The organism is Streptomyces sp. NPDC050528 (genome assembly GCF_044457795.1).
Classification (GTDB): domain Bacteria; phylum Actinomycetota; class Actinomycetes; order Streptomycetales; family Streptomycetaceae; genus Streptomyces.
In genome coordinates this window covers 475,634-499,494 of sequence record NZ_JBITHH010000004.1, presented here as the reverse complement: position 1 = coordinate 499,494, position 23,861 = coordinate 475,634, and the positions used below count along the sequence as shown (strand labels likewise).

20 protein-coding genes are annotated in these 23,861 nt (G+C 70.1%); 10 read left to right on the top strand and 10 right to left on the bottom strand.

Translation table 11 applies throughout. The annotated features are described in order from the left end of the window. The first annotated feature begins 42 nt into the window (after positions 1-42). The 3 genes from ACIBK4_RS17190 (at position 43) to ACIBK4_RS17180 (ending at position 4,246) form a co-directional block, all read left to right on the top strand. Complete coding sequence (locus ACIBK4_RS17190; protein WP_398995560.1) at positions 43-894, top strand: carbohydrate ABC transporter permease; 852 nt, start codon at positions 43-45, stop codon at positions 892-894. After that, positions 891-1,802: a carbohydrate ABC transporter permease gene (locus ACIBK4_RS17185; protein WP_398995559.1), complete on the top strand. Its 912-nt coding sequence runs from the start codon at positions 891-893 to the stop codon at positions 1,800-1,802. The genes ACIBK4_RS17190 and ACIBK4_RS17185 overlap by 4 nt, the downstream gene beginning before the upstream one ends. A gap of 89 nt (positions 1,803-1,891) precedes the next feature. Then, positions 1,892-4,246 carry a glycoside hydrolase family 3 N-terminal domain-containing protein gene (locus tag ACIBK4_RS17180; protein WP_398995558.1) on the top strand — a complete coding sequence of 785 codons (2,355 nt, stop codon included), beginning with the start codon at positions 1,892-1,894 and terminating at the stop codon, positions 4,244-4,246. Between the two features lie 94 nt (positions 4,247-4,340). Here the strand turns inward: ACIBK4_RS17180 and ACIBK4_RS17175 are convergent, their stop codons facing one another. From ACIBK4_RS17175 to ACIBK4_RS17165, 3 genes are all read right to left on the bottom strand, one after another. After that, positions 4,341-6,482 carry an RICIN domain-containing protein gene (locus tag ACIBK4_RS17175; protein ID WP_398995557.1) on the bottom strand — a complete coding sequence of 714 codons (2,142 nt, stop codon included), beginning with the start codon at positions 6,480-6,482 and terminating at the stop codon, positions 4,341-4,343. 215 nt (positions 6,483-6,697) lie between these two features. Further along, complete coding sequence (locus tag ACIBK4_RS17170) at positions 6,698-7,747, bottom strand: substrate-binding domain-containing protein (RefSeq protein WP_398995556.1); 1,050 nt, start codon at positions 7,745-7,747, stop codon at positions 6,698-6,700. 371 nt (positions 7,748-8,118) lie between these two features. Continuing rightward, the gene (locus ACIBK4_RS17165) at positions 8,119-9,003 is read right to left on the bottom strand and encodes a LysR substrate-binding domain-containing protein (RefSeq protein ID WP_398995555.1); all 885 of its coding nucleotides are present in this window, start codon (positions 9,001-9,003) and stop codon (positions 8,119-8,121) included. Between the two features lie 113 nt (positions 9,004-9,116). Here ACIBK4_RS17165 and ACIBK4_RS17160 point away from each other — a divergent pair, with 113 nt between their 5' ends. Further along, positions 9,117-10,010 carry an MBL fold metallo-hydrolase gene (locus ACIBK4_RS17160; RefSeq protein ID WP_398995554.1) on the top strand — a complete coding sequence of 298 codons (894 nt, stop codon included), beginning with the start codon at positions 9,117-9,119 and terminating at the stop codon, positions 10,008-10,010. A gap of 9 nt (positions 10,011-10,019) precedes the next feature. Here the strand turns inward: ACIBK4_RS17160 and ACIBK4_RS17155 are convergent, their stop codons facing one another. Continuing rightward, a complete protein-coding gene (locus tag ACIBK4_RS17155) occupies positions 10,020-11,528 on the bottom strand; it encodes a protein kinase (protein WP_398995553.1) in 1,509 nt (502 codons plus the stop codon). A 272-nt stretch (positions 11,529-11,800) separates the two neighbouring features. Between ACIBK4_RS17155 and ACIBK4_RS17150 the strand changes: the two genes are divergently transcribed. From ACIBK4_RS17150 to ACIBK4_RS17140, 3 genes are all read left to right on the top strand, one after another. Beyond that, a complete protein-coding gene (locus ACIBK4_RS17150; protein ID WP_398995552.1) occupies positions 11,801-14,038 on the top strand; it encodes an MMPL family transporter in 2,238 nt (745 codons plus the stop codon). A gap of 142 nt (positions 14,039-14,180) precedes the next feature. After that, positions 14,181-15,491, top strand: a complete 1,311-nt coding sequence (locus ACIBK4_RS17145; RefSeq protein WP_398995551.1) for a sensor histidine kinase — start codon at positions 14,181-14,183, stop codon at positions 15,489-15,491. Continuing rightward, a complete protein-coding gene (locus ACIBK4_RS17140; protein WP_365302421.1) occupies positions 15,488-16,144 on the top strand; it encodes a response regulator transcription factor in 657 nt (218 codons plus the stop codon). Before ACIBK4_RS17145 ends, ACIBK4_RS17140 begins: the two co-directional genes overlap by 4 nt. A 9-nt stretch (positions 16,145-16,153) precedes the next feature. On the opposite strand, the gene ACIBK4_RS17135 is transcribed toward ACIBK4_RS17140, so the two are convergent. Next, positions 16,154-16,936, bottom strand: a complete 783-nt coding sequence (locus tag ACIBK4_RS17135; RefSeq protein ID WP_398995550.1) for an alpha/beta fold hydrolase — start codon at positions 16,934-16,936, stop codon at positions 16,154-16,156. 161 nt (positions 16,937-17,097) lie between these two features. Next, entirely contained in the window at positions 17,098-17,787 is a 690-nt protein-coding gene (locus ACIBK4_RS17130) for a DUF4232 domain-containing protein (protein WP_398995549.1), read from the bottom strand. Positions 17,788-18,150: 363 nt separating this feature from the next. Here ACIBK4_RS17130 and ACIBK4_RS17125 point away from each other — a divergent pair, with 363 nt between their 5' ends. Next, the gene (locus tag ACIBK4_RS17125) at positions 18,151-19,062 is read left to right on the top strand and encodes a hypothetical protein (protein ID WP_398995548.1); all 912 of its coding nucleotides are present in this window, start codon (positions 18,151-18,153) and stop codon (positions 19,060-19,062) included. A gap of 102 nt (positions 19,063-19,164) precedes the next feature. Here ACIBK4_RS17125 and ACIBK4_RS17120 read toward each other — a convergent pair whose 3' ends face one another. From ACIBK4_RS17120 to ACIBK4_RS17110, 3 genes are all read right to left on the bottom strand, one after another. Continuing rightward, positions 19,165-19,866 (bottom strand): TIGR03620 family F420-dependent LLM class oxidoreductase, encoded by a 702-nt coding sequence (locus ACIBK4_RS17120; protein WP_398995547.1) that lies wholly within the window; start codon positions 19,864-19,866, stop codon positions 19,165-19,167. Continuing rightward, positions 19,863-20,717, bottom strand: coding sequence for a patatin-like phospholipase family protein (locus ACIBK4_RS17115; protein ID WP_398995546.1), 855 nt, complete (start codon positions 20,715-20,717; stop codon positions 19,863-19,865). Before ACIBK4_RS17115 ends, ACIBK4_RS17120 begins: the two co-directional genes overlap by 4 nt. Positions 20,718-20,874: 157 nt before the next feature. After that, positions 20,875-22,443 (bottom strand): hypothetical protein, encoded by a 1,569-nt coding sequence (locus ACIBK4_RS17110; protein WP_398995545.1) that lies wholly within the window; start codon positions 22,441-22,443, stop codon positions 20,875-20,877. 234 nt (positions 22,444-22,677) lie between these two features. On the opposite strand from ACIBK4_RS17110, the gene ACIBK4_RS17105 reads away from it, so the two are divergent. Then, complete coding sequence (locus tag ACIBK4_RS17105; protein WP_398995544.1) at positions 22,678-23,040, top strand: hypothetical protein; 363 nt, start codon at positions 22,678-22,680, stop codon at positions 23,038-23,040. A 117-nt stretch (positions 23,041-23,157) separates the two neighbouring features. Here the strand turns inward: ACIBK4_RS17105 and ACIBK4_RS17100 are convergent, their stop codons facing one another. Further along, complete coding sequence (locus tag ACIBK4_RS17100; RefSeq protein WP_398995543.1) at positions 23,158-23,547, bottom strand: hypothetical protein; 390 nt, start codon at positions 23,545-23,547, stop codon at positions 23,158-23,160. A 77-nt stretch (positions 23,548-23,624) separates the two neighbouring features. On the opposite strand from ACIBK4_RS17100, the gene ACIBK4_RS17095 reads away from it, so the two are divergent. Beyond that, a complete protein-coding gene (locus ACIBK4_RS17095; RefSeq protein WP_398995542.1) occupies positions 23,625-23,783 on the top strand; it encodes a GNAT family N-acetyltransferase in 159 nt (52 codons plus the stop codon). The last annotated feature ends 78 nt before the right edge of the window (positions 23,784-23,861 follow it).

The window sequence follows — 23,861 nt, the reverse complement described above, 5'->3', positions numbered from 1 at the left end:
ACCACCACCCCTACGCGCCGGAGAGGAGGGAGCGGCCTCCTCATGGCCGCCCCGGCCCTGATCCTCTTCGGTCTGTTCGGTCTCGTCCCGTTGGTCGGTGTGGCGGCGCTCAGCGTCGCCCGCTGGGACGGCCTGGGCTCCGTCAGCTGGGCGGGCCTCACCAACTGGACGTCCGTCCTCACCGACAGCGCCACCTGGCAGTCGCTGTGGCTCACCGTCAAGGTGATGGTGGTCAGCTGGCTGGTGCAGACGCCGATCGCCCTGGCGCTCGGCCTGTTCCAGGCGCCCAAGGGGCGGCTGCGCGCACTGCTCGCCGTGCTGTTCTTCCTGCCGCTGCTGCTGTCCGCCGTGGCGATCGGCCTGACCTGGCAGGCGCTGCTCGACCCGTCGTTCGGCATCGGCGCCACCCCGGGCCTGCACTGGCTGGCGAAGCCACTGCTCGGCTCGCCCCAACTCGCCCTGTACACCGTCATCTTCGTGATCGCCTGGCAGTTCGTGCCGTTCCACGCGCTGCTCTACCAAGCGGGGATACGGCAGATCCCGACCGCCCTGTACGAGGCCGCCGCGCTCGACGGCGCCGGGCCCGTGACGCGCTTCCTGCACATCACGCTGCCGCAGCTGAAGTACACGCTGGTCACGTCGAGCACGCTGATGCTGGTCGGTTCGCTGACCTACTTCGACCTGATCTTCGTCCTGTCCGGCGGCACCGGCGGCCCCGGCACCGCGACCCGCGTCCTTCCCCTCTCCATGTACATCACCGGTTTCCAGGCCCACGACATGGGCCGGGCCAGCGCGGTGGCCACCCTGCTCGTGGTCGTCGGCCTCGGCCTGTCGCTGCTGACCACCCGCCTGTCCGGCTTCACCCGGATGGACAGCCAGCAGGAGGGCATGTGAGCACCACCGTGACCAAGTCCCGCCCCATCGCCACCGAACGGCCGGTGCCGCCGACGCCGGCAAGGCCCGTCCGGCGCAACCCCGTACCGGGATTCCTCCGCCGCACCCTCACCAGCGGTGCCGCGCTCTTCTGGACGGCGATCGTCGTCGTCCCGATCTACTGGCTCGTCGTCACCAGCCTCCGCAGCCAGTCCGACTTCACCTCCGACAGCCCCCTCGCCCTGCCCAGCCACCCGACCCTGGACAGCTACCGCACGGTCCTGGACGGCGACTTCACCACCTACCTCCTCAACAGCGTGATCGTCACCGCGGGCACGGTCGTCATCGCCGTCGCCGTCGCCCTGATGGCCGCGTTCTCCATCGTCCGCAACGCCGGCACCCGCTTCTCCCGAGTGTCCTTCCGTCTGTTCCTCCTCGGCCTGGCGATCCCCCTCCAAGCGGTGATCATCCCGGTCTACCTGTTGATCATCCGCATGCATCTCTACGACAGCCTGCTCGCGATCGTCCTGCCCTCGGCGGCGTTCGCACTGCCGATCACCGTGATGATCCTGGTCAGTTTCCTGCGGGACGTGCCCCGTTCGCTGTTCGAGGCGATGATCGTCGACGGCGCCGGCGACTGGCGCATGCTCTGGTCATTGGCCGCACCGCTGGCCCGCCCGGCGCTGATGACAGTCGCGGTCTACGACGGTCTCCAGGTCTGGAACGGCTTCCTCTTCCCTCTCATCCTCACCCAGAGCGGCGACAAGGCCGTCCTGCCACTGGCGCTGACCCTGTTCCGGGGCCAGTTCGGCATCGACGTCCCGGCCACCATGGCCGCGGTGGTGCTGTCCACCCTGCCGATGCTGGCCCTGTTCATCCTGGCCCGCCGTCAGCTCGTCGCCGGTCTCACCGCCGGTTTCTCCAAGTAGCCCCCACTACCGGGCAGTTCACGCGCCACGACGGCCGAGCCAGGCGCCCGGCCCCGTCGGCGTGCCCGCGCAACACCGAGGAGTCGTGAATGACGACCACCATGCCCGACCACGGCGGCCTCCCCCACCGGGAAGACGACCGCCCCTGGACCGACCCCGCGCTGCCCACCGCCGACCGCGTCGAGGCACTGCTCGCCCGGCTCACCCTGCCGGAGAAGGTCGCGCAACTCAGCAGCACCTGGGAGGACATCGAGGCCGACGGTCCCGAAGTGGCCCCGGGCAGCAACCACTTCGGCCGCGTCGGCGACCTCGACGAGACCGCCCGACACGGCCTGGGCCAACTCACCCGCCCCTACGGCACCCTCCCCCGGCCCGCGCTGGAACACGCCCGCCTCCTGGCCAAGCACCAGCAACAGGTCGTGGCGCAGAGCCGGTTCGACATCCCGGCGATGGCCCACGACGAGTGCCTCACCGGCTTCACCGCCTACGGCGCCACCATCTACCCCACCTCACTCGCCATGGCGGCGACCTTCGACCCCGCACTGATCCACAGGGTCGGCGAGGCCATCGGCTCCGACATGGCCGAGGCGGGCGTGCACCAGGGCCTCTCCCCCGTGGTCGACGTCATCCGCGACTACCGCTGGGGGCGCTGCGAGGAGACCTACGGCGAAGACCCGTACCTGGTGGGCGAGTTGGCCGAGGCGTACGTCACCGGACTGCAGAGCGCCGGGGTGTACGCGACCCTCAAGCACTTCGCCGGGTACTCCGCGTCGATGGGCGGCCGCAACCACGCCCCCGTGCACGCGGGCCGCCGCGAACTCTTCGACGTGATCCTCCCGCCGTTTGAGCGCCTCGTCGCCGCCGGCGTGCGATCCGTCATGAACTCGTACGCCGAGATCGACGGCGAGGCACCGGCCGCGAGCCGCTGGCTGCTGACCGAAGTCCTGCGCGACGCCTGGGGGTTCGAGGGGACTGTCGTCTCCGACTACTGGTCCCTGCCCTTCCTGGTCAACGCCCACCGCGTCGCCGCCGACCTGCCCGCCGCCGGCGCGCTCGCCCTCCGCGCCGGGATGGACGTCGAGCTGCCCGACCAGCGCGGCTTCGGCGACGCGCTCGTGCAGGCCGCCGAACAGGGCCTGGTGGACGAGGAGTTCGTGGACCGTGCGGTGCGCCGGGTGCTGCGCCAGAAGGTGGACCTCGGCCTGCTCGACGCCGACTGGGATCCGCGCCCGCCTGCCCTGCGGGCCGGAGAACTGGACCTGGACAAGGCGGCGAGTCGTCAACTCGCCCATGCCGTGGCCCAGTCGAGTGCTGTCCTGCTGTCGAACGACGGAGCCCTTCCGCTCCCGGCGACCGGCCGCATCGCGCTGATCGGCCCGTGCGCGGACGACGTCCGCACGATGTTCGGCTGCTACAGCTTCCCCAACCACGTCCTCGCCGAACGCGACGACCTTGGCAACGGTGTCGAGGCGGTCTCCCTGCGGTACGCCCTGGCAGCCGAACTGCCCGGTGTGGAGTGGGAGTTCACCCAGGGCTGCCCGATCCGGGAAGCGGACCGCTCCGGTATCGCCGCCGCCGTCGAGGCATCCGCCGGAGCCGACCTCACCGTACTGGTCGTCGGCGACAAGGCCGGCATGTTCGGCATCGGCACCTCGGGCGAGGGCTGTGACGTGGAGGATCTGCGGCTGCCGGGGGTCCAAGAGGAGCTGGTCGAGGCGGTGTTGGCGGCCGGGCGGCCGGTCGTCCTGGTCATCAGCAGCGGCCGTCCGTACGCGGTGGGCCGGTTCGCGTCCACCGCCGCCGCCATGGTGCAGGTGTTCCTGCCGGGCGAGGAGGGCGGCCGTGCGGTGGCCCAACTCCTAGCGGGCAAGGCCAACTTCAGCGGCAAGCTGCCCGTGCAGATACCGACCACGCCCGGCGGCCAGCCCTACACCTACCTCCACGCACCGCTCGGCGACCGGCAGAGCTGGCTGTCCAACCTCGATCCGACACCGGCGTTCCCCTTCGGGCACGGACTGTCGTACACGAGCTTCGAGATCGACGGACTGGCGATCGACAGTGAACTGGTATCGGTGGACGGTGAGTTCACGGTCGGCGCGCGGGTGCGGAACACAGGGGCGGTCGCGGGTGCCGAGACGGTGCAGCTGTACGCGATCGACCCGGTGGCCCAGGTGACCCGGCCGGTGCGGTCCCTGCTCGCCTTCGCCAAGGTGACCCTTGAACCCGGTGAGCAGGCGACGGTCCGCTTCCATGTCCACACGGATCGGCTGGCGTTCACCGGTCTGGCCGGCACGCGCATCGTGGAGCCCGGCGAGATCCTGCTGGAGGTGGGCTCCTCCAGCTTGGACACGCCGGTGCGGGAGGCGATCCAACTCGTGGGTGAGGAAAGGGATGCGACCGTTCTGCGGCAGCATGCGGTGCCGGTGAGCGTCGAGCGGGAGTAGGCCGAGCGACACGCATAGCGACACAGCGGCGCATATAAAAGGTGGCCCCGTCGATCGATCCGATCGGCGGGGCCACCCTCTTGTCAGTCGGTGCCTAACTCCGGGTCCACTGCTGGGTCGCGTTGCCCAGCCCCGTCCACAGCTCGACCTTCGAGCCATTGGCCGTCCCCCAGTTGGTCACGTCGATGACCAGGCCGTTGGAGCGGTTGACGATGGTACCGTCCACGCGGAAGGCCCACTTCTGGCTGTTCTTTCCGTTGCAGGCCCAGAGGATGAGCGTGGTGCCGGCGGTGGTGCCGTCACCGTTCGCGGCCAAGCAGTTGCCGTTGACGCGGAGTTCGCCCGCGGCGGTCTGCGTGATGGTCTGGTAGGCGTTGCCCGAGCAGTCGTAGATCTGGACCTGGACGCCCGTCGCGCCGTTCGGAACGTCGAGGCAGCGGCTGGAGTACGTGCCCTTCAGGGTGAAGGTGGAGGCGGTGGGGAGTGGGTCCTCGACCAGTTGCCAGTCCTGGGAGCCGTCGGTGGTCGCCGCCGCGACGGTGACGGAGCCGCCTGCCGTCGAACCGGTCATGTAGAGGCTGGTGTTGAGGACCGAGCGGAGCTTGTAGTAGCCGCTGGTCGACGAGGCGACCTGGGTCCACTGTTTGTCGGTGGCTCCGTCGTCGACCCACTGGGCCAGCTTCTGTCCGGCCGTGGCGGTGCCGGTCCAGATGGCGACCGAGCGGCCGCCGGCCTTGTTGAGCAGCGTGACGTTGCTGCCCTTGGCTGTGAGGTGCCAACGCTGGGTGGCGTCAGTGGAGTTGGCGGCGCTCAGGACGATGTCGGGGGTGTTCCCGGTGAGGTTCGCGTCCTGGGTCTTGCCGGACGCGGTGCTGAGCACCTGGCCGGTGAGCCGGTTGACGAGGCTGTAATAGGCGCCGTCGGAGCGGCCGAGGTCGACCTCGGCGTACGTCACGGGGCCGACGCTGGTACCGCTCCACGAGGCCTGGAGCACGAGGACGCGTCCGGTGCCGTCGACGTACTGGAGCATCCGGCTGTAGCCGGCGGCGATCGACGTCTTGTACTCCTTCCAGGTGCCCGTGGACAGCCCGGACTCGTTCACCCAGACGTCGCCGCTGCCGGCGGCGTTGTAGACGATCCGGCCGTCCGGCATCGGGAGCAGGACGGGGCTGCCGCCGGTGGCCAGAGTGGCTCCGCCGGAGGGCACGGGCAGTGAGGTGATCGCAGCGTCGGTGGCCGAGAAGAACTTCGTCGGGTCGTCGGATATCCGGTAGCGGACGTTGGTGCCGCCGCCCCAGTACTCGTACGTGAGAAGCCACTTGCCGTCGGTCGTCGGGGCGATGGTCGTCATGCCGGGGCGGCCGCCGCCGATCTCCGTCTTGCCGTTGCCCATGCTCACCGTGGAGCCGGGGACGTCAATCACCGGGGAACTCCAGGCGGTTGAGCTGGATCCGTCCCAGGTGCGGTGCAGGAGGACCTGGCCTCCGGAGTCCGTCGCCGTGGCGTTGTCCGGGTCGAGGGTCGGGGCGCCGGTGGTGGTGTTGTAGCCGGTGTAGTCGTCCTCGTCGGAGTAGTAGGCGATCAACGTGCCGTTGTGGGCGAGGAGATGGGGTTCCCACACCGGGTCGACCTGCGCGTAGGTGTTGGCGGTGGAGACCCGGCCGACACTGCCCGCGCTGCCGCCCTGCCAGCCGCCGGCCGCGATGATGTTCTGGATGGTCCAGGTCGCGCCGTCGTCCGTGCTGGAGTACAGGGCCAGCGCCACGTCCTTGCGGTCGCCGTCACTGGTGGGCGTCCAGCTGGAGTTGGCGGCCTTCTGCTCCTGGTAGTAGTAGTCGTCGCCCGAGACGATGCTCGCGAGCAGCAGGGTGCCGGCGCTCAGGCTGCCGACGTTCTGCGGGAGGACGTAGAGATACGGGTTGGTCCAATTGCTCGTGTATTTCGCGTACTTGGAGTCGCTGGAGAGATACGCGGGGGCTTTGACGTCGGACAGTTTCGCCCAGGTCGTACCGTCGTCGTCACTCTTGTACACGGGCAGTGTCTGGCCGACCGGAGCGGTCTGGTCGTTCTCGAAGGTGGCCACGATCCGGCCGTCCGCCAGCTGGGCCGATTTCGGGTAGAGAACACACGGACTCTTGCTGCACGCGGCGGTGTTGGTCGCCGTATACAGATTGGCGGGACTCGGCTGATAGGCCGAGGCACTTGTCGCGGAGGCGATGGCGAATGCCACGCCCATGCCGAAGGCGGTCGCCGCAGCGAAAGCCTTTCGCGCCCAAGATCTGGTCAATGGCGTTCCTTTCACCGGGGAAGGCGCGCACCACGTTCCAGGGGTGCCGGAATGTCCGGAGGTCCCAGGGGGATGGAATGGGGGTGCGGAGCAGGAAGCCAGTATTCGGATGCGGCACCGCGATGTCACCGGCACGTGTCGAAAGTGTTTCGCAGGATGGGGAGTTACGCGGTATTGACGTGCTTCACGGAACGGCGCACGGACGTCGAAGTCCGCAGGACGAGTTCCGTGGCCAGCTCTATGCGCGGCGACACCGGCGGCCGCCCCTGGGCGAGTTCGAGGAGCACCCTCGTCGCCTCGCGCCCCAACTCCTCGAAGGGCTGGCGTACGGCGCTCAGCGGTGGGCAGGCCATGGCCGCGACGAGGGTGTCGTCGAAGGACATGACCGCCAGGTCGTCCGGTACGGCGAGCCCCTGCTGGCGCGCCGCCTCCAGGACGCCGAGCGCCTGTGCGTCGCTGGCCGCGAAGACGGCCGTGGGCGGGTCGTCGGCGCGCAGGATCTGACCGGCGGTGGCGAGGGCCTCGGCGTAGTCGAAGTCGGTCGAGCGGACGATCGCCGGGTCGTAGGCGATCCCGGCCTCCTCCAGCGCGGCCCGGTATCCGTGCACGCGCGCGGCCCCGGCCAGCGAGTGCGAGCGGCCGGCGACCATGCCGATCCGGGTGTGCCCGAGCCCCAGCAGGTGCTGTACGGCGTCGCGGGCGCCGCTCCAGTTCGTGACGCCGATGCTGGGGATGTCCTCGGAGGGTGCGCTGAGCGGGTCGATCAGGACCACCGGGAGGCGTTGCTCGACGATGCGGCGCTGGTCCTCCTCGGACAGCATCGAGATCACGATGACAATGCCGGCCGCGCCGAGCGCCACGCACTCCTCCAGCCACCCGGAGATCGACCGCCGGCTGGTCGTGCCGGTGACCACGTCGATGCCGAGCGCGCCGGCCGCGTCGACGATGCCGCGGACCACTTCCAGCGTGTACGGCCCGGACAGATCACGGAACACGGCGATGATCTGCCGGGGTGTCGCGGGGTCCCGCTCCCAGGGGCGGACGAAGCCGTGCCGGGCGAGGAGTTCCTCGACCCGCTCGCGAGTCCGCGCGCCGACGTCCCGGCGCCGGTGCACCACCTTGGACACGGTGCTGAGCGAGACACCCGCCTCCGTGGCGATGCTCGTCAAGAGGCCGTACTGCGCCTCCAGTTGTCCCTTGCCGCGACCTGTCACCCGATGTCCGTTCCGCTCGCCGAACACCGATGCGCCGGACCGCATCGCGTAGCTGGCCAGTAACTTTGCCGCAAGGTAACGGGGCGCGGGGCGCGGAGGCAAGACCGGTGCAGCCCCGCTCCCGCGGTTCGACGGACGGGAGACGCGCGGTCCGACCAGGGCGACCGGCGCGCGAGCCGCGCCTGCCGTGGCCGAGGCGGGCGGACCGGGCATCGACCGCCGCACCGGTGTCGAGCGGGAACCGGTCGCGGGCAGCACGGTGCTCGCGGGCGGCGCGACCCTCCGGTTCGGCCGCGCGGTGCGAGCGCGGGTCCCGGCACTCAACCACTTGATCGCCCTGCCCCGCGTACCGACCCCCTCGTCGCCCGCCCCTAACCCGCCCCGGCCGGGTCGGTCGTGCGATGCGCGGACTCGGCGATCCGCACGAAGGACCCGATCAGCGGCCTGGCGTCGGCCTCGCGCCAGGCGATGACAAGTGCGCTGGGCGCCATGTCGGTCAACGGCACCACCGTCAGCCCCTCCGGCAGGGCGTGCCCGAGCGGCATGAGCCCCACGGTGCCGTTCCACAGCACGGACTGCAGGCACTCCCGGGCCGTCCGGACGACGGGCCCGTCACGGCGTCGGCCGTCGCCCGCCGAGCCCGTCCAATAGGCCTGCCACACCGGGTCCGTGCCGTCCGGGAAGCGGAACCAGCGGCGCTCGGCGAGGTCGGCCAGGAGCAGCCCCTCGCGGTGGGCCAGTGGGTCGTCCGTACGGAGGACCACGCCGACCCGCTCCGAGAGCAGGGTGCGGGTGGCGATACCGGTGTCGTCGAAGGGTGTCCTGGTCAGCGTCACGTCGACGAGTCCGGCCCGTAGTCCCGCGGTCGGATCGGTGAGGTCCGACTCGCGGATGAGGATGCGGGCGCCGGGGTGGTGCTCGCGGTAGGCGGCGGCGAGACGGGTACCGAACTGCACCACGCTGTCCGCGAGCGTGCCCACCGTCAGGGTGACCGGTCCGGCCAGCGCGGTGACGCGGGCGCGCACCCGGTCGGCCTGCGCCAGCAGGGCGCGGGCCTCCTCGTGGAGCAGGACACCGGCCGGGGTCAGCGCGACCCCCGTCGGCGAGCGGAGCAGAAGGACAGAGCCGAGCTCGGTCTCCAGCTGTTTGATCGCCCGGCTCAGCGGCGGCTGGGTCATCCGCAGACGCGCGGCGGCCCGGCCGAAGTGGAGTTCCTCGGCGACCGCTACGAAGTAGCGCAGCGTGCGTAGCTCCATGACCAGTGATGATACCGAAGCGGTATCGGCGGTACAGGATCGGTCTTGGACACCACCGAGGTCTGGCAGTGGAGTGGAGGTGGACAAGATCGCCGTACTGCTGAGGAGTCGCCATGGCCGACCACGTGCTGCCGGACCCCGTCGTGCACATCGCCGATGTCCGGGAACTGGACCACGACTTGGTGGTCGTACCCGACGGGCGGGTGCAGTTGGTGCCCAACATCGGTGTCATCGGCGGCCGGGACGCGGTGCTCGTCGTGGAGACGGGTCTGGGGCCGGGGAACGCCGAGAAGGTGCTGGAGTTCGCGACCGAGTACGCCAAGGGCCGCAGGCTGTATCTGACGACGACCCACTTCCACCCGGAACACGCCTTCGGGGCGCAGGTCTTCGCGGGTGAGGCGACCTTCCTCCTCAACCGGGCGCAGGCGGAGGACCTGAAGGTGAAGGGACCCGGCTATCTCGACATGTTCCGGGGTCTCGGCGAGCGGGCCGCCCGGCACCTCGACGATGTCGTCCTGCCGGAGCCCGACCTCGTCTACGACGATGTCTACGACCTCGAACTGGGCGGCCGGGTCGTGCAGTTGCGGGCCACCGGCCGGGCGCACACCAAGGGCGACCAGGTGGTGCGGGTGCCGGACGCGGGCGTGCTGTTCACCGGGGACCTCGTGGAGACCGGGCAGTTCGCCATCTTCCCGTGGTTCCCGCCGTACGACACCGATGTGTCCGGCACGCGCTGGATCACCGTCATGGAGCGGCTCGCGGGTGAGGGGGCGCGGCTCGTCGTACCGGGCCACGGGGCCGTCGGCGGGCCCGAGTTGCTCGCCGACGTGCGTGACTATCTGCGGCTGCTGCGGGACGAGACGTGGGCGCGGCGCGACTCCGCGATGAGCGAGGAGACGATCGTCGAAGAGGTCAGGGCGCTCATGATCCAGCGGCATCCGGAGTGGACCGAACGGGACTGGATCGACAAGGGAGTTGGCTGCCTGTGCACCGAACACCCGTCGTGAGCGAGCGAGTTACGACGCGCTCGTCACGAAGCCGTCCCTGACCGTGTCGAAGACGGGACGGTAGGTGTCCCACTTCGCGTCCGGGGCCGAGAGGTAGATGTCGTACTCGCGACCGCCCTCCCTGCCGAAGCCGAGGTCGATGGCGCGGAACACCCGGACCCGGCCCTGGAAGGTGAACTCCCAGATGGCGGCGGGCTGTTGCTGGAAGGTGGTCTGCTGCATACGGAGCCTGCGGTACGAGGGGTAGTTGACCTTCGTGTTGGCCTCGATGTCCGCGAAGTGCGTGCTCGGGTTGGGGCCCGCCGGGTCCACGACCCCGATGGTGAGCCCGGCCAGGCCCGTCTCGTCGGTGTAGGTGACGCCCTCCGCCGTCCGCTTGCCCGCCTTCCAGCCGTCCGGAACCGGGAAGGAGACGCCGAGTTGACGGTCCCGGACGAGGTGATAGCCCTCCGGGACGGGTGATGCGGAGGCCGAGGCCGTCGTCGTGGGCTGCGAAGTCGCGTGCCCGGGTGCGGACTTGGACGTCGTGTGCAGCACGAACGCCGTGGCCGCGACGGCTCCGGCCACGGCGATGGAGATCGCCCCGATCACGAGCCCCTTGCGGCTCCGGCGCCGCCCGCGGCCGACGTCTCCCGCGGGTTTCGGCTCCGGCGCCGCGGCGGTCAAGTCGGCTTCCGGTGGCTGGAGTTGGGCCGTCGACTCGCCCCACCACGCGGTCTGCAGGGCCCGCTCGGCCTGTTGCGCCGTCGGCCGTTCGTCGGGCTCCTTGATGAGGAGAGCCTCGATGAGCGGCTCCAACGGTCCGGCCTGCTTCATGGGTTCGAGTGGGTCCACGGCGATGGCGTACGCGGTCTCCATGGCGGTGACCCGGCGGAACGGTGGGCGTCCCTCGACGGCCTGGTAGAGCGTGGCGCCCAGGGCCCACAGATCGGAGGCCGTTCCGGGGGTGAGCCCGCGGATGCGTTCCGGGGCCATGTAGTGGATGGAGCCGACCATCTCGCCGGTCTTGGTCAGGGTCGACGTCCCGTCCGTCATGGCGATGCCGAAGTCGGTGAGGACGAGGCGGTCGCCGGCGCCGAGGAGGACGTTGCCGGGTTTGACGTCGCGGTGCAGCACCCCGGCGGCGTGGGCGGCGCGCAGGGCGGCGACCATGTCGAGGCCGATGCGGGCCGCCTCCTGGTACGGGAGGGTCCGGCCGTCCTTGAGAAGTTCGGCGAGCGTGGGGCCCGGGACGTACTCCATGACGATGCAGGGGCGGCCCTCGTCGTCCACGACGTCATGGACGACGATCACGTTCGGGTGGGCGATGCGGGCGGCGCTGCGGGCCTCGCGGCGGGTGCGTTCGTAGAGGGTGGCGAGTTCGTCGGCGGAGAGTTCGGGGCGGGCGTGGAGCCGCTTGATCGCGACCTGGCGGCCGAGCACCTCGTCGTCGGCGCGCCAGACGGTGCCCATGCCGCCGCGGCCGATCTGCTCGGTCAGCCGGTAGCGCCCGGCGATGCGACGCCCTTCGTCCGACACGGTGTCCTCCGCCGGTTCTGTCCCTGTTCGATTCGCCTGGTCACCATAACCGGCTCTTGTCCCGGATCGTGTGGGGCGGATCACGGTGCCCACCATCACCGTGAGGGTCCCCCACCTCGACTGGAGGGTGGAGAGGGCCTAGTACCCCGGTACTAGTCACCCCGGCCGTTTTCACTTCCCCGGTGCTGCGGATGCGAGGAAAGCCGCTCATAGCGTGAAGCCGTGGGTCGCGCAGGCCCTCCTCTTTCTATCGAACCTGGTGGGAGTACCCCATGGCCACCTTCCTCTACCGGCTGGGCCGGTTCTCGTTCAGGCGGCGACGGCTCGTCCTGATGCTGTGGATCGCCGTCCTGGCGGTCGTCGGCATCGGTGCCATGAACGTCTCGACGAGCACGTCCGACAGCTTCAGCCTCCCGGGCACACAGTCGCAGAAGGCGATCGACCTGCTGGAGAAGGAGTTCCCGCAGGCATCGGCCTCCGGCGCCACCGCCCGCGTGGTGTTCGAGGCGCCCAAGGGGCACACCCTGGCATCCGGCGCCGACCGGACCGAGGTCCAGTCGCTGATCGCCGACCTCAAGAAGGCGCCCCAGGTCGCGAACGTCTCCGACCCGTACCAGAGCGGACTGATCAGCAAGTCCGGCACCATCACCTACGCCCAGGTCACTTACAAGGTCGGCCAGCCCGACGTCACCGACGCGGCGCGCGACGCGCTGCACTCCGTGGCCGACCGGGGCGAGAAGGCCGGCCTCGCGGTCAGCATGGGCGGCAACGCCGTACAGGAGAAGGCAGGGAGCAGCAGCACCGAGCTGATCGGTCTGCTGATCGCGGCCGTGGCACTCGTCATCACCTTCGGGTCGCTGCTCGCGGCCGGGCTGCCGCTGCTGACGGCGATCTTCGGGGTCGGCACGGCGGTCGCCGCCATCACGCTTGCGAGCTCGGTCTTCAACCTCAGCTCGGCCGCCACGACGCTCGCGCTGATGCTGGGCCTCGCCGTGGCCATCGACTACGCCCTGTTCATCGTCTCCCGGTACCGCAGCGAGATCCGGGAGGGCCACGAGCCGGAGGAGGCCGCGGGCCGCGCGCTGGGCACCGCCGGTTCCGCGGTGGTGTTCGCCGGTCTCACCGTCGTGATCGCGCTGGCCGGTCTGAGCATCATCGGCATCAGCATGCTGACCACGATGGGCCTGGGTGCCGCCTTCGCGGTCGTGGTCGCCGTACTGATCGCGCTGACCCTGCTGCCCGCGGTGCTGGGCTTCGCCGGGATGCGGATCATGGGCGACCGGTTCACCAGCCGCCGGATGCGCGCCCTGCAGGCGGGCGGCAAGGGGGAGACGACGGGCGTGCGCTGGGCCCGGTTCGTGACCCGCAACCCGCTGAAGACGCTGGTCGTCTCGGTCGTCGGACTCGGTGTCCTCGCCATCCCCGCCCTGTCGATGCGCCTGGCCCTGCCCGACGACAGCACGTCCGCGCCCGGCACCAGCGAGCGCATCGCCTACGACACGATCACCAAGGGATTCGGCGACGGCTACAACGGCCCGCTGACCGTGGTCATCGACGGCCAGAACAGCAGCGGCGCCAAGACGGCCGCGCAGGACGCGGTCGCCCAGCTCGGCAAGCTGTCCGACGTCGCCGCCGTACGCCCCGCGGTGTTCAACCAGAGCGGCAACGTGGCGCTGATCTCCGTCGTGCCGAAGAGCTCGCCCACCAGCGCGGCCACCGTCGACCTGGTCTCCGAGATCCGCGACCGGGGCCCCGCCCTGAAGGACGACACCGGCGCCGAACTGATGGTCACCGGCACCACCGCGCTGAACATCGACGCGTCCAACAAGCTCAGCGGCGCCCTGATCCCCTATCTGGGGGTGGTCGTCGGCCTGGCCCTGATCCTGCTGCTCCTCGTCTTCCGCTCGATCCTGGTCCCGCTCAAGGCGGCCGTCGGCTTCCTGCTCAGCGTGCTCGCCACGCTCGGTGTGGTGGTCGCGGTCTTCCAGTGGGGCTGGCTGGCGGACCTGTTCGGCGTCGACCAGACCTCGCCGATCGTGAGCGTCCTGCCGATCTTCATGATCGGCGTGGTGTTCGGACTCGCCATGGACTACGAGGTGTTCCTGGTGACCCGGATGCGTGAGGAGTACGTCCACGGGGCCGAGCCCACGGAGGCCGTGATCGCGGGCTTCCGGCACAGCGCCCGGGTGGTCACGGCCGCCGCGGTCATCATGATCTCCGTGTTCGCCGGGTTCCTGCTGGACGACGTGGCGCTGATCAAGTCGATCGGCCTGGGCCTCGCCGCCGCCGTCCTCTTCGACGCCTTCGTGGTCCGGATGACGCTCGTGCCCGCGATCATGACCCTGCTGGGCCGCCGCGCCTGGGCGCTGCCCGCCTGGCTCGACCGGATCCTGCCCAACGTGGACGTCGAGGGCGAGCGGCTGCGCCACCTGCTGGCCGAGACCCCCGAGGAGCAATCCGCCGGCGCGGACCAGACGGCCGTGTCGTCCGGCGTCACCGGCAGGAGCTGAGGCAGCGGCCGTACGATCCAGACCAGGACGCCTGTGCCGGACGTACGGCTGCCGCCCCTGTCGACCACACCGTCCCCGCCCGCCGGTCCCCTTCCCCCCGGGACCGGCGGGCGGCCCGCCTGCACCATGGAGGGTGTCTCCCGTGACCGCACCGCCCAAGGACCGGTCCGTCCATCCCGAGAACCTGATCGGACGGACCCGGCTGGGCGACTCCGAGTACCGCTCGGTCGTCCGGCTGCTCACCTGGCTGGGGCGGGTGCGAGCGGTCGATGTGGCGCATCCGCGGGCCAGGCGGTGGGGGGTGCCCGCGCTCTACGCCCTCGGCGGTATTCCGGCCCTGGTGCGGGCGGCCCAGGACTCCGGTGCCTCCTTCCTCCTGGTGCTGGCGATCACTGCGGGGTACACCGTGCCGTTGCTGTGGCGGCGGCAGCGGCCCGTGCCGGTCTTCGCCTTCCTGGTCGTCCTCTCCGAGGTGTCCCTGTTCCTGGGGGTGGACACGGGTTCGAGCTCCACCCAGCTGGTGGCGCTGCTCAACCTGGGGCGCTTCGGGGCTCCCGGCCAGCTGGCCGTCGGCGTCGTGTACAACCTCGTGCAGACCTTCGTGTCGATCGTCTTCTTCAACGGCCTCAAGGGGTCGAGCCAAGCGGGTACTCCGGTGCTGGCGTTCCTGGCCGTGGTCGCCATCCTGTCGATGGCCGCGCTGGGACTGGCCGGAAAACTGGTGAACGCCTACATCGAGGCCCTCCAGGAGCACGCCGTACGGCTGGAGATGGAGCGCGACCAGCGCGCCCAGTTGGCCGCGGCGACCGAACGCGCCCGTGTGGCACGGGAGATGCACGACATCCTCGGCCACACCCTCGCCGTGATCGTGGGCCTCGCGGGCGGCGCCGCCGGGCTCGCCGAGAGCAAACCGAAGCGGGGTGCGGACACCCTGCGGATCATCGCCGACAGCGGGCGCGGCGCGCTGGCCGAGCTGCGCAGGCTGCTCGCCGTCATCCACGAGGACGAGCCCGACGACACCCCGCTCGCGCCCCAGCCCGGACTGGCCGATCTGGGCGCCCTGATGGAGCGGGTGCGGGCCGCGGGTCCCGCCGCCACCCTGCATCTAACGGGTGAACTCACCAGTCTTGCCCAGGGACTTCAGCTCGCCGTCTACCGCATCGTGCAGGAGGCCCTCACCAACACGCTCAAGCACGCGGCACCGAACACGACGGTCGAGGTCACGGTGACGGCCGCTCCGGAGGGGGTGTTGGTCACCGTCGAGGACACCGGCCCGCACAAGGCGTCCGGCACCGACGAACAGGGCAAGGGCCTGGTCGGCATGCGCGAACGGGCCGCGCTCTACGGCGGACAGGTCGTCGCGGGCCCCAACTCCCGTGGCGGCTGGACCGTCCGCGCCCTCCTCGTCCCCCTCCCCACCGCCCCCGACCTGACGGAGAAGCACCCGGCATGACCACCGTCCTCATCGTCGACGACCAGGCCCTCCAGCGCCTCGGCTTCAGCATGCTCATCGAGCAGTACCCCGACCTGAGCACCGTCGGCGAGGCCACCCACGGCGTCGAGGCGGTCCGGCTGGCGGCCGAACTGCGCCCCGACGTCGTCCTGATGGACGTCCGCATGCCCGGCATGGACGGCATCGAGGCCACCCGCCGGATCGTGCAGTCGGGCGGCCGCTCCCGCGTCCTGGTGCTGACCACCTTCGACCTCGACGAGTACGCGTACGCGGCACTCCGCGCCGGGGCCAGCGGCTTCCTCCTCAAGGACGCGCTGCCCGAGGAACTCGTCGCCGGCATCCGCGCGGTGGCCGCCGGGGACGCCGTCATCTCCCCCGGCCTGACCCGCAAACTCATCGACGCCTTCGCCGACCGCATGCCCGGCCGCACCGCCGAACAGGACCGCCGCCTGGACGCCCTCACCGACCGGGAGCGCGAGGTCCTCACCGTGATGGCGGCCGGCTGGAGCAACACCGAGATCGCCGAACGCCTCTGCCTGGCCGAGTCCACCGTCAAGTCCCACGTCAGCCGCATCCTCGCCAAGATCGGCGCCCGGGACCGCGTCCAGGCGGTGATCTTCGCGTACGACGCGGGGCTGGTACGGCCGGCTTGAGGTATCCCTTCAGGCTGCCGGTACGGTCACGAACTGCCCGAGCAGCGCGGTGAGTTGGGCAGGTTTCTCCACGGGCAGTTCGTGCCCGGCGTCGACGATCCGTACGACCGCGTCCGGGTAGGCGTTGGCCATCCGCAGCATCTGGGAGAGGGGCAACTGGATGTCGTGGTAGCCGTGCACGATGAGCGTCGGCGCGGTGATCTCGCCGACGCGGTCCAGGACGTCGAAGGCACGCATCGCGCCGTAGCAGGTCATGACGACCTCGCGGGGTGTCGCGGCGGAGGCCTCGATGTACGCGCGGATCTTCTCCTTGGGAAAGCCGGGGGCGAAGGCGCGCTGGATGTTGATGGCGACGAACAGCTTGAACGGCAGCAGGGTGGACACCGCGAGCAGCAGACCGCGTGACCGGCTGTACGTCATGCGGCTGATCGAGTCGACCAGCACCATCCGCCCGACCCGCTCGGGGTGGGCGAGCGCGAGGGTCTGGGCGATCATCCCGCCCATGGAGTGCCCGACCGGCACGAACCGGTCGACCTCCAGATGGTCGAGCAACGCGACGACATCGGCGGCGAGTTCGTCGATGGTCCGGGCCCCGGCCCCGGTGCTCTCCCCGTGCCCCCGCAGATCGAGCCGTATCACCCGCCGCCCGGTCGCGAAGTGTGCGAACTGGTCGTCCCAGCGGTGCCGGTTGGCCGTCCAGCCGTGGATGAACACGAGCGGTACGCCGTCTCCGTCGCGGGGGCCCTCGTTCTCGTACACGAGTACTGCGCCGTTGACTTCGAGTTGCGGCATGGGGCTCCTGGGGGCGCCGGGTGAGGTGCGAGGGTGCGGCCTCATCGCGACGACCGACGTGATCCCGATCTTGCCCTGAAATCAAGGGAGTTGGCCTTGCGGACAGCTGTCCGCAACGAGATCGAGATCGTCGGGAGTCCGGTGCCCGAGCGGTGGCGGGGTCAGCCGCCCTGGCCCGCGCTGCCGACCGGGCCGACCTTCACCGAGGAGCCGGAGCCGTCCGTGACGGGCAGCGAGGCGGCGCCCGGCCAGGTGAGGGTGACCGACTTCGTCTCGTCCGGCGGGGTCACCACCAGGCCGGTGATGCGGACGCCGGAGCCACCCGACTTGTTGAGCGGGTAGTTGATGGGAAAGTCGATCGACTTGCCGTTCTTGAGGACGGTCGACGTAGTCGCCTGACCGGTGCGCTTCGCGGACAGCGTCCCTGCGTTGGTCTTCAGGTCGACGCCCGCGTACCCGGAGATCGCGCAGTCCCGGCCGCCGCCGTTCGTCAGCTCGACCACGACGGTGCCGTCGGGGTCGCCGTCGATGGTGTTGTCCTTCGCCGTGAACTCCAGCTCGTCGGTACTGCACTTGCCGACCTTGGCGTTCGCATCGGTGCCGGTGCCAGCAGCCGTGCCGCCGGAACTCGACCCACCGGAACCGGTCGCCGCGGAGGGCTTCGCAACGCTCTGGCCCGAGCTCCCCGAGCCCGAACTGCCGCCCGTGGAAGACGCGTTGGACCCGGACGACACCGTGGACGTGGACGACGGGTCGCTCTGTCCCGCGTCGGCGTCGCCGCTCTGGCAGGCCGTGAGCGAGAGACCGGCGGCGACGGCCAGGGCGGCGAAGGTGACCTTGTGAACGCGCATCGTTGCATCCTCGGAATCGGTGGTGTCGGGGCCGGCCGCTCCGTACGAGTCGGTGCGTGCCGGCGTTTCCGATCTTCAAGAGCGGTCCGGCCCGGTCGGCCGTTCCGCACGGCCACCGCATAAGACATGCCTGTTACACGAACCGCCAGCCACCGGCTGGCACTTGGTCGCGGCCACCGTCCGTTGGGACAGACCCGTGACCCGACCGGTCACAACCGATCACCCGTCTCCCGCATCCCGCCGGGCGAACCAACTTCCGAAGTCCGGGCTCCAGTTGGTGAACCTCGCCGCATTCCTGTGCGTAGCCAGTGCAGTGCCCATGGCGATCCCGTGGGCCCATCGATCGTCGACGGACAGGAACGGATGGACTCCATGGTGAGATCTAGGACCGCCACACGACTCCCGCTCGACCGTCCCGCCCGCTCGCTGACCAGACGCGGGCGCACGCTGGGCGTGGCGCTTGCGCTGGGCGCGTTGCTGGCGTCGGGCGCGACAATGACCCTTGCCGGACCGGCAGTTGCCGCGACGGGTGACATCAAGTGCCCGTCCACGGAATGCGCGCGGATCGCGCCGGCGGCCGGTTCCCCGGTCGCCATCGCCTCCGACAACGCGGGCGCGCTGTATCTGGCGTACTCGGGAGGCGATCTGCTCAAGCTCGACCTGGCCACCGGAGCGTTCAGCACGGTCACCACCGGTCTGGGCAATCTCCGGGGTGTGGCCGTCGCCGACGGCAGCGCGTACATCACCAACTTCGACGGCGTGCTTCAGCAGGTCACCCTCGCCACGGGCAGTCGCCGCACCCTGGCCTCGGGACTGCCCTCGCTCTTCGGAGTGGCCCGCTTCGGTACCACGACCTATGTCACCGACGGCAACGGAGAGATCGTCGCCGTCCCCGACGGCGGGTCCTCGCGTGTGGTGGCCACGGGGCTCGGCTTCTCCTACGGCCTGGCGTTCGACAAGGCGGGATTGGCCTACACGGCGGACATGGGCCAAGGCCGCATTCTGCAGACGAACGTGACCACCGGTGCGACGCGCGTGCTGGCCAGTGAGAACTACGAGCCCACGTCGATCTCGGTCGACGGCAACAGCCTGGTCTACTTCCTGGTCGGTGACGAGGTGAAGCGGGTGAACCCGGCCACGGGGGCGCAGTCCCACGTGGCCAACATCGTCGGGCTCAACATCTTCAGCTTCTCCCTGACGGCGTCCGGCGAGGCGTACACCTCGGGCGGCTCCGGCGACGGCCTGTGGCGGCTGAGCGGACTGACGTCGCGATGAGGCGGTAGGCACGTCGTCCGCTGGTCCGGAACGACAGTGACGACAGAGGGGTGCCCAGCGGACTTCCCCCGGCCGGGCACCCTTTCGCGTGAGCGGGAGGTCTCATGTGGTGTGTCGGTCGCCGAGCGCGGCTCCCAGGCGACGCCACTGGTGCAGCGGGAGTTCTATCATGTCGCCGGTCAGCACCTGGAGAGCGACGTGGTCGGCGCCGGCGTCCAGATGTTCGTCGACGCGGCGGAGGATGGCGTCCTCGTCGCCCCACGCGACCAGCGCGTCCACCAGCCGGTCGCTGACGGTCTCCACGTCGTCGGAGGTGAACCCCGACTGCAGCATCTTGTTGGCGTAGATGGCGTAGGTCAGGTAGCCGCTGAGGAACTCCCGGCCGATGGTGCGCGCTTCGTCGGCGTCGGTGGTGAGGACGACCGTCTGCTCCGGTGCCAACAGCGGTTCGGTACCGAGGACTGCGCGGGCCTCGCGTGTGTTGTCGGGCAGGATCAGATAGGGGTGCGCGCCGCCCGCGCGCTCGGCGGAGAGGCTCAGCATCTTGGGGCCGATCGCCGCGAGGACCCGGTGGTCGCCGGGTACCGGGACGGGTGCGGCGTCCAGGTCGTCGAGGTACGTGCGCATCGCGGCGAGTGGTTTCCGGTACCGGCCGGGTTCCGACGACGCGTCGACCACCGCCGCCTGGCTGACGCCGATGCCGAGCAGGAACCGGTCGCCGTGCGCCTCTCTCAACTCGGCGTAGGTGGCGGCGACTTGCGCGGGGCGGCGCGTGCAGTGGGTCGACCTCTCCAGGTGGCTCAACCTCTCCAGAACGCGGCGACCTCCGCCGCGATGTCCCGTCCCAGGTCGCGACCGGCAAGGGCGGACGGCTTGCGCACGCCCGGGTCGAGCGGGTTGGTGCCGAAAGCGGCGACAGCGGCGGCATCCGCGTGGATCACGTGCACGCGGGACGGCGCGAGCGACTCCAGCTCCGCGGGGTCGATCGAGTATCCGTTGGCCGTGCTCTCCGGCAGCGGGATCAGCACGAGAACAGGGTCGAATCCGACGGCGAAGTCCGCGTTCGCCATTGTGCGCACGCCTCCGTCCATATAGACGTGCCCCGCCAGCGGAACGACGGGCCAGATGCCCGGAACCGACGAACTCGCCTCGACGGCGTCAACGAGCGAGACCCCTGAGGTCCGATCGAACACGATCGGCACCCCCGTGTCGGCGTCCACCGCGGTGATGCGGAGGTCGCGGTCGTTCCACGTCGCGCCGGACAGCCGGCCCTCGATGATGCCGCGGCGAATCTTGCGGTCAACTGTCGTGGTGTTCTTGGCGATTGCGCCGATACGGCGTCGCGCGTCGTCCGGCGAGGTCGCTTCGCTCTGTGCCGCGGCCATGGTCGACATGAAGGCCTCGAAGTCGACCTCGACATACACTTCGCCGGCCGACTCGTGGACTTGCCGCTCGAAGAGCTCTTCGAGCGGTGTACCCGCGGAGAGCTGAGCGGAGACGTTGGACCCGGCCGACGTGCCGATCAGAGTCGTCGGCGCCCCGATGATGCGCGCGGCCGCCTCGGGTTCGACGTCTTGGATACCGAGCAACACCCCCGTCTCCCACGCGATCCCCGCGAGACCTCCGCCGGCCAGAACCAGTGCGCCGTTTGTCATGCGTCGACCCTATGTCGACCCCGTATCGCGTACAAGGAACGAAGGGGCAGCCCCGGAGGCATTCCGGGCGCGGTACCGAACTTCCTTCTGTGTCACCGGACTTGGCGGCGGCCCCTTCCCCGACGAAACACTCGCCCTTGCCCTCACGCAGCTCGCCTCAGCGGAACTCGGCGAGCCGCGGCCGCAGGCCGAGGGCGGTGAGCGCGATGGTCGCGAGGAGGGCTGCGAGTGCCCAGGGCAGCAGCCCGGTCACGTCCGAGCGGCCGGTCGCGACGAACCCGTCGAAGTGCCGCTGGTTGATGACGGTCACCTTGTCCAGCGCACCCATCCAGGCTTCGAAGTGCGCGTTCGAGGTGCCCGGTTCCCAGCCCATGCAGAACTCGACGGCCTCGCGCTCCTTTCCGGCGGCCAGCAGTGCCCGGATCTTCCGGTCGTCGCGCTGGTAGACGGCGTATGCCTCGACGGTCTTCTCGGCCGCGCGGCGTTCCCCGGCGAAGGTGATGTTGTCCAGCTCGCGCCGGAACTCGCCGGTGAAGCGCGCGTCTTGGTGGTGAGCCTCGTACTCCCGCCAGGTGGCGGCGAGTTGGGCGTCGTACGTGTCGAGGGTCGCGCCCCGGATGCCGTACAGCTCCTGGGACTTGGTGAGGAACGACCGCGCGTACTGGTCGCGGCGCTGCGGGTCGAGGAGGTAGCGGCTCTCGTCGGCGTTGGCGTCGTAGGCGATCGCGCGGGCGCGGGAGAGGGCGACGACGGAGTCGAAGGCATCGCGGCGGGCGCCGTGCAGGTTTTCCCCGGTGGCGGAGAGGAGTTGGATGCCGAGGAGGACGGCGAGCAGGGTGCAGACGGTGGCGGCCAACATGCTTGCGTTCAGGGTTCGTTGGAAGCGGCGGGACAGGTACCACTGCAGGAGACCGAGCACCGCCAGCAGCAGCACACCCAGTGCCACGACCGCGGCGAGCTGGGCAGAGAGTGTGGAACGGGCCACCGTGTACTCCGCGTTGAACACCGCGTTGTTGGAGGTCACCAACGTCCGTGCCATCGGCAGGAGTTGTCGCTGGAGCAGATCCGTGGCCCGGCGATAGTCGGTCAGTGCGGCCGTCCTGCCGCCGGCGTGGTCGTCGTTCTCCAGGGCGCGGCCGACGAGTTCCTGGTACTCGGCGAAGGAGTCGGTGAGGGACTCCACGGTCCTCTCATCGGCCCGGTCCCCTTGCGCGGCGACGGCCAGGGTCCGCAGATCGTGCCCGATCCGGTCCCGGGCGTCGCCGTAGAACCCGACCGCCTTCTCGTACGGCGTCGTCAGGCGCCCCTTGCCCGCGTCGCCGTTGGCGAGCAGGAGGTTGGCGGCCTGGGCGTCCATGTCGTTGAGGGCGAGTTCGAGGTCGGCGGCGCTGGTGGTGCGGGGTGCGTCGCGGCCGGCCACGGTGTTCCAGGTGCCGGCGGCGGCGAAGCCGGCCAGCGTGAGGAGTACCGCGAGGGCGGTGGCGAGCAGGACCGTGGCCGCGCGCAGAAGGCGCAGCCGCGCGGGCACGGTGGCCCGGAAGCGGCGGCGCAGAGCGGCCCGCGCGGCCCCGGTCCGCTCCCGGGGACGGTGCTCCGGGCCGCCCGGCCGGGACCTCGCTCCCGGCCGCGGACCGGGACCGTCCCCGGGCGGGACGACCGCTTCCCCTCGTGGCGGCGCGGCGGCCTCCGGCCGAGGTCTCCGCGATGTACCGGCCGTGATGGTCACGGTCCCTCCCAGCTCACGCCACGGACGGTCGCCCGTCCCCCGTGCCGATCAGTCTGGGACCGGATCCGGCCGGGAGCGACGCGCGTTGACACGCTTCTGACGCGTTCTCGGGCGGGCTTGATGGGACCTTGACGCCGCCGCCGATCGCGCCGTCGGAGAGCCGCGAATTCCTTGCTGAGCAGGGGTGTTCGGGTTGCCCGAGGCCCATCGGCGGAGGCGTACGCCGCGCTGCGGATGAGCTTCGGTGCGCTGTACGGCGAGAAGAACGCGATTCGTGGTGTGACGCTCGCCGAACCGGCAGCCGAGGGGCACGCGATGGCGGGTGCGCTCACCGACTGCGAAGCGGCGCTCAGAAAGGCGGAGGCGCAGTTCGACCATGTCCACCCCGATAATGTGGCCGCGCCCTGCTACACGGTGAACGAGTTCAACCGGCCGACGGGCAGCTGCTACTTGTCGCTCAGTCTTCCTGAGCGCGATGAACCGATCTTGCGTATGACGGCGGCGGTCTTGATCTGGCGTTCTCCGCTGGGCGTGCGCTGCGGCAGTGGCGAACCGAACCATCGGCGCAGGAGACCAACGACCGTCTGCTCGCGCTGATCTAGAACGGGTGGGGTGCTGACAGACATCGACCAGAGAAGCAAGCCGTCCGCGAGCGTTTGTGGCGACTCCCGCACGGACGACCGCCGACAAGGGACGCGAAGTCGCGCTTCGGCGTCAGCCGCCGTTGTTCAGTGCCTGACTCTCCGCAACGCGGAAGTCGGCGTTCGACGTGGTCGTCATGTCGGGGAAGACACCTGTCTGGCCGGCACCGGCCCAGGTCACTGTCCAGTGCACCGTGGCCGAGACCGCGAAGGCACTGTCCGGCTGGCCCGCGGAGGACACCTTGTAGGTGTGGCCGCAGTCAGGAGAGGGGCTCTTCGGGATCGTGCGCGACCCGTACGGTGTCCCAGGCCCTCTGCACGTCACCGAACTGCCGTCGCCCGTCGTCCACACCACGGAGGTTGGTCGTGCCACGGCGGTCACCGACACGCCGGGCACCGCCGCAGTTGCTGATACGGCTCCCCAGTCGCCGCGGGCCAGCCACAACCAGGTAGGCAGGTTCACCAGTTGCTCGTCGACGTGAGCACCAGTACCCCCAGCCGTTCAGCGCCTATGAGATCCGGCGGCTCGAGGACTGATATGTGATCGGCGGGCTGGGCTTCCACGGTTCCGCGGGTCACAACGGCAGCGTCACAATCGGCTACGACCTCATCCCGTCATCGCAAGGCAAGGGATACGCCTCCGAGGCGCTCCGCACACTGCCGGCGTTCGCCCGCGCACACGGCATCACCTGCGTATAAGGCGACATCGACCATGACAACGTCGCGTCCAAGCACGTCATGACCGCAGTCGGCATGCAACTGGTCGCAGAAGACGAA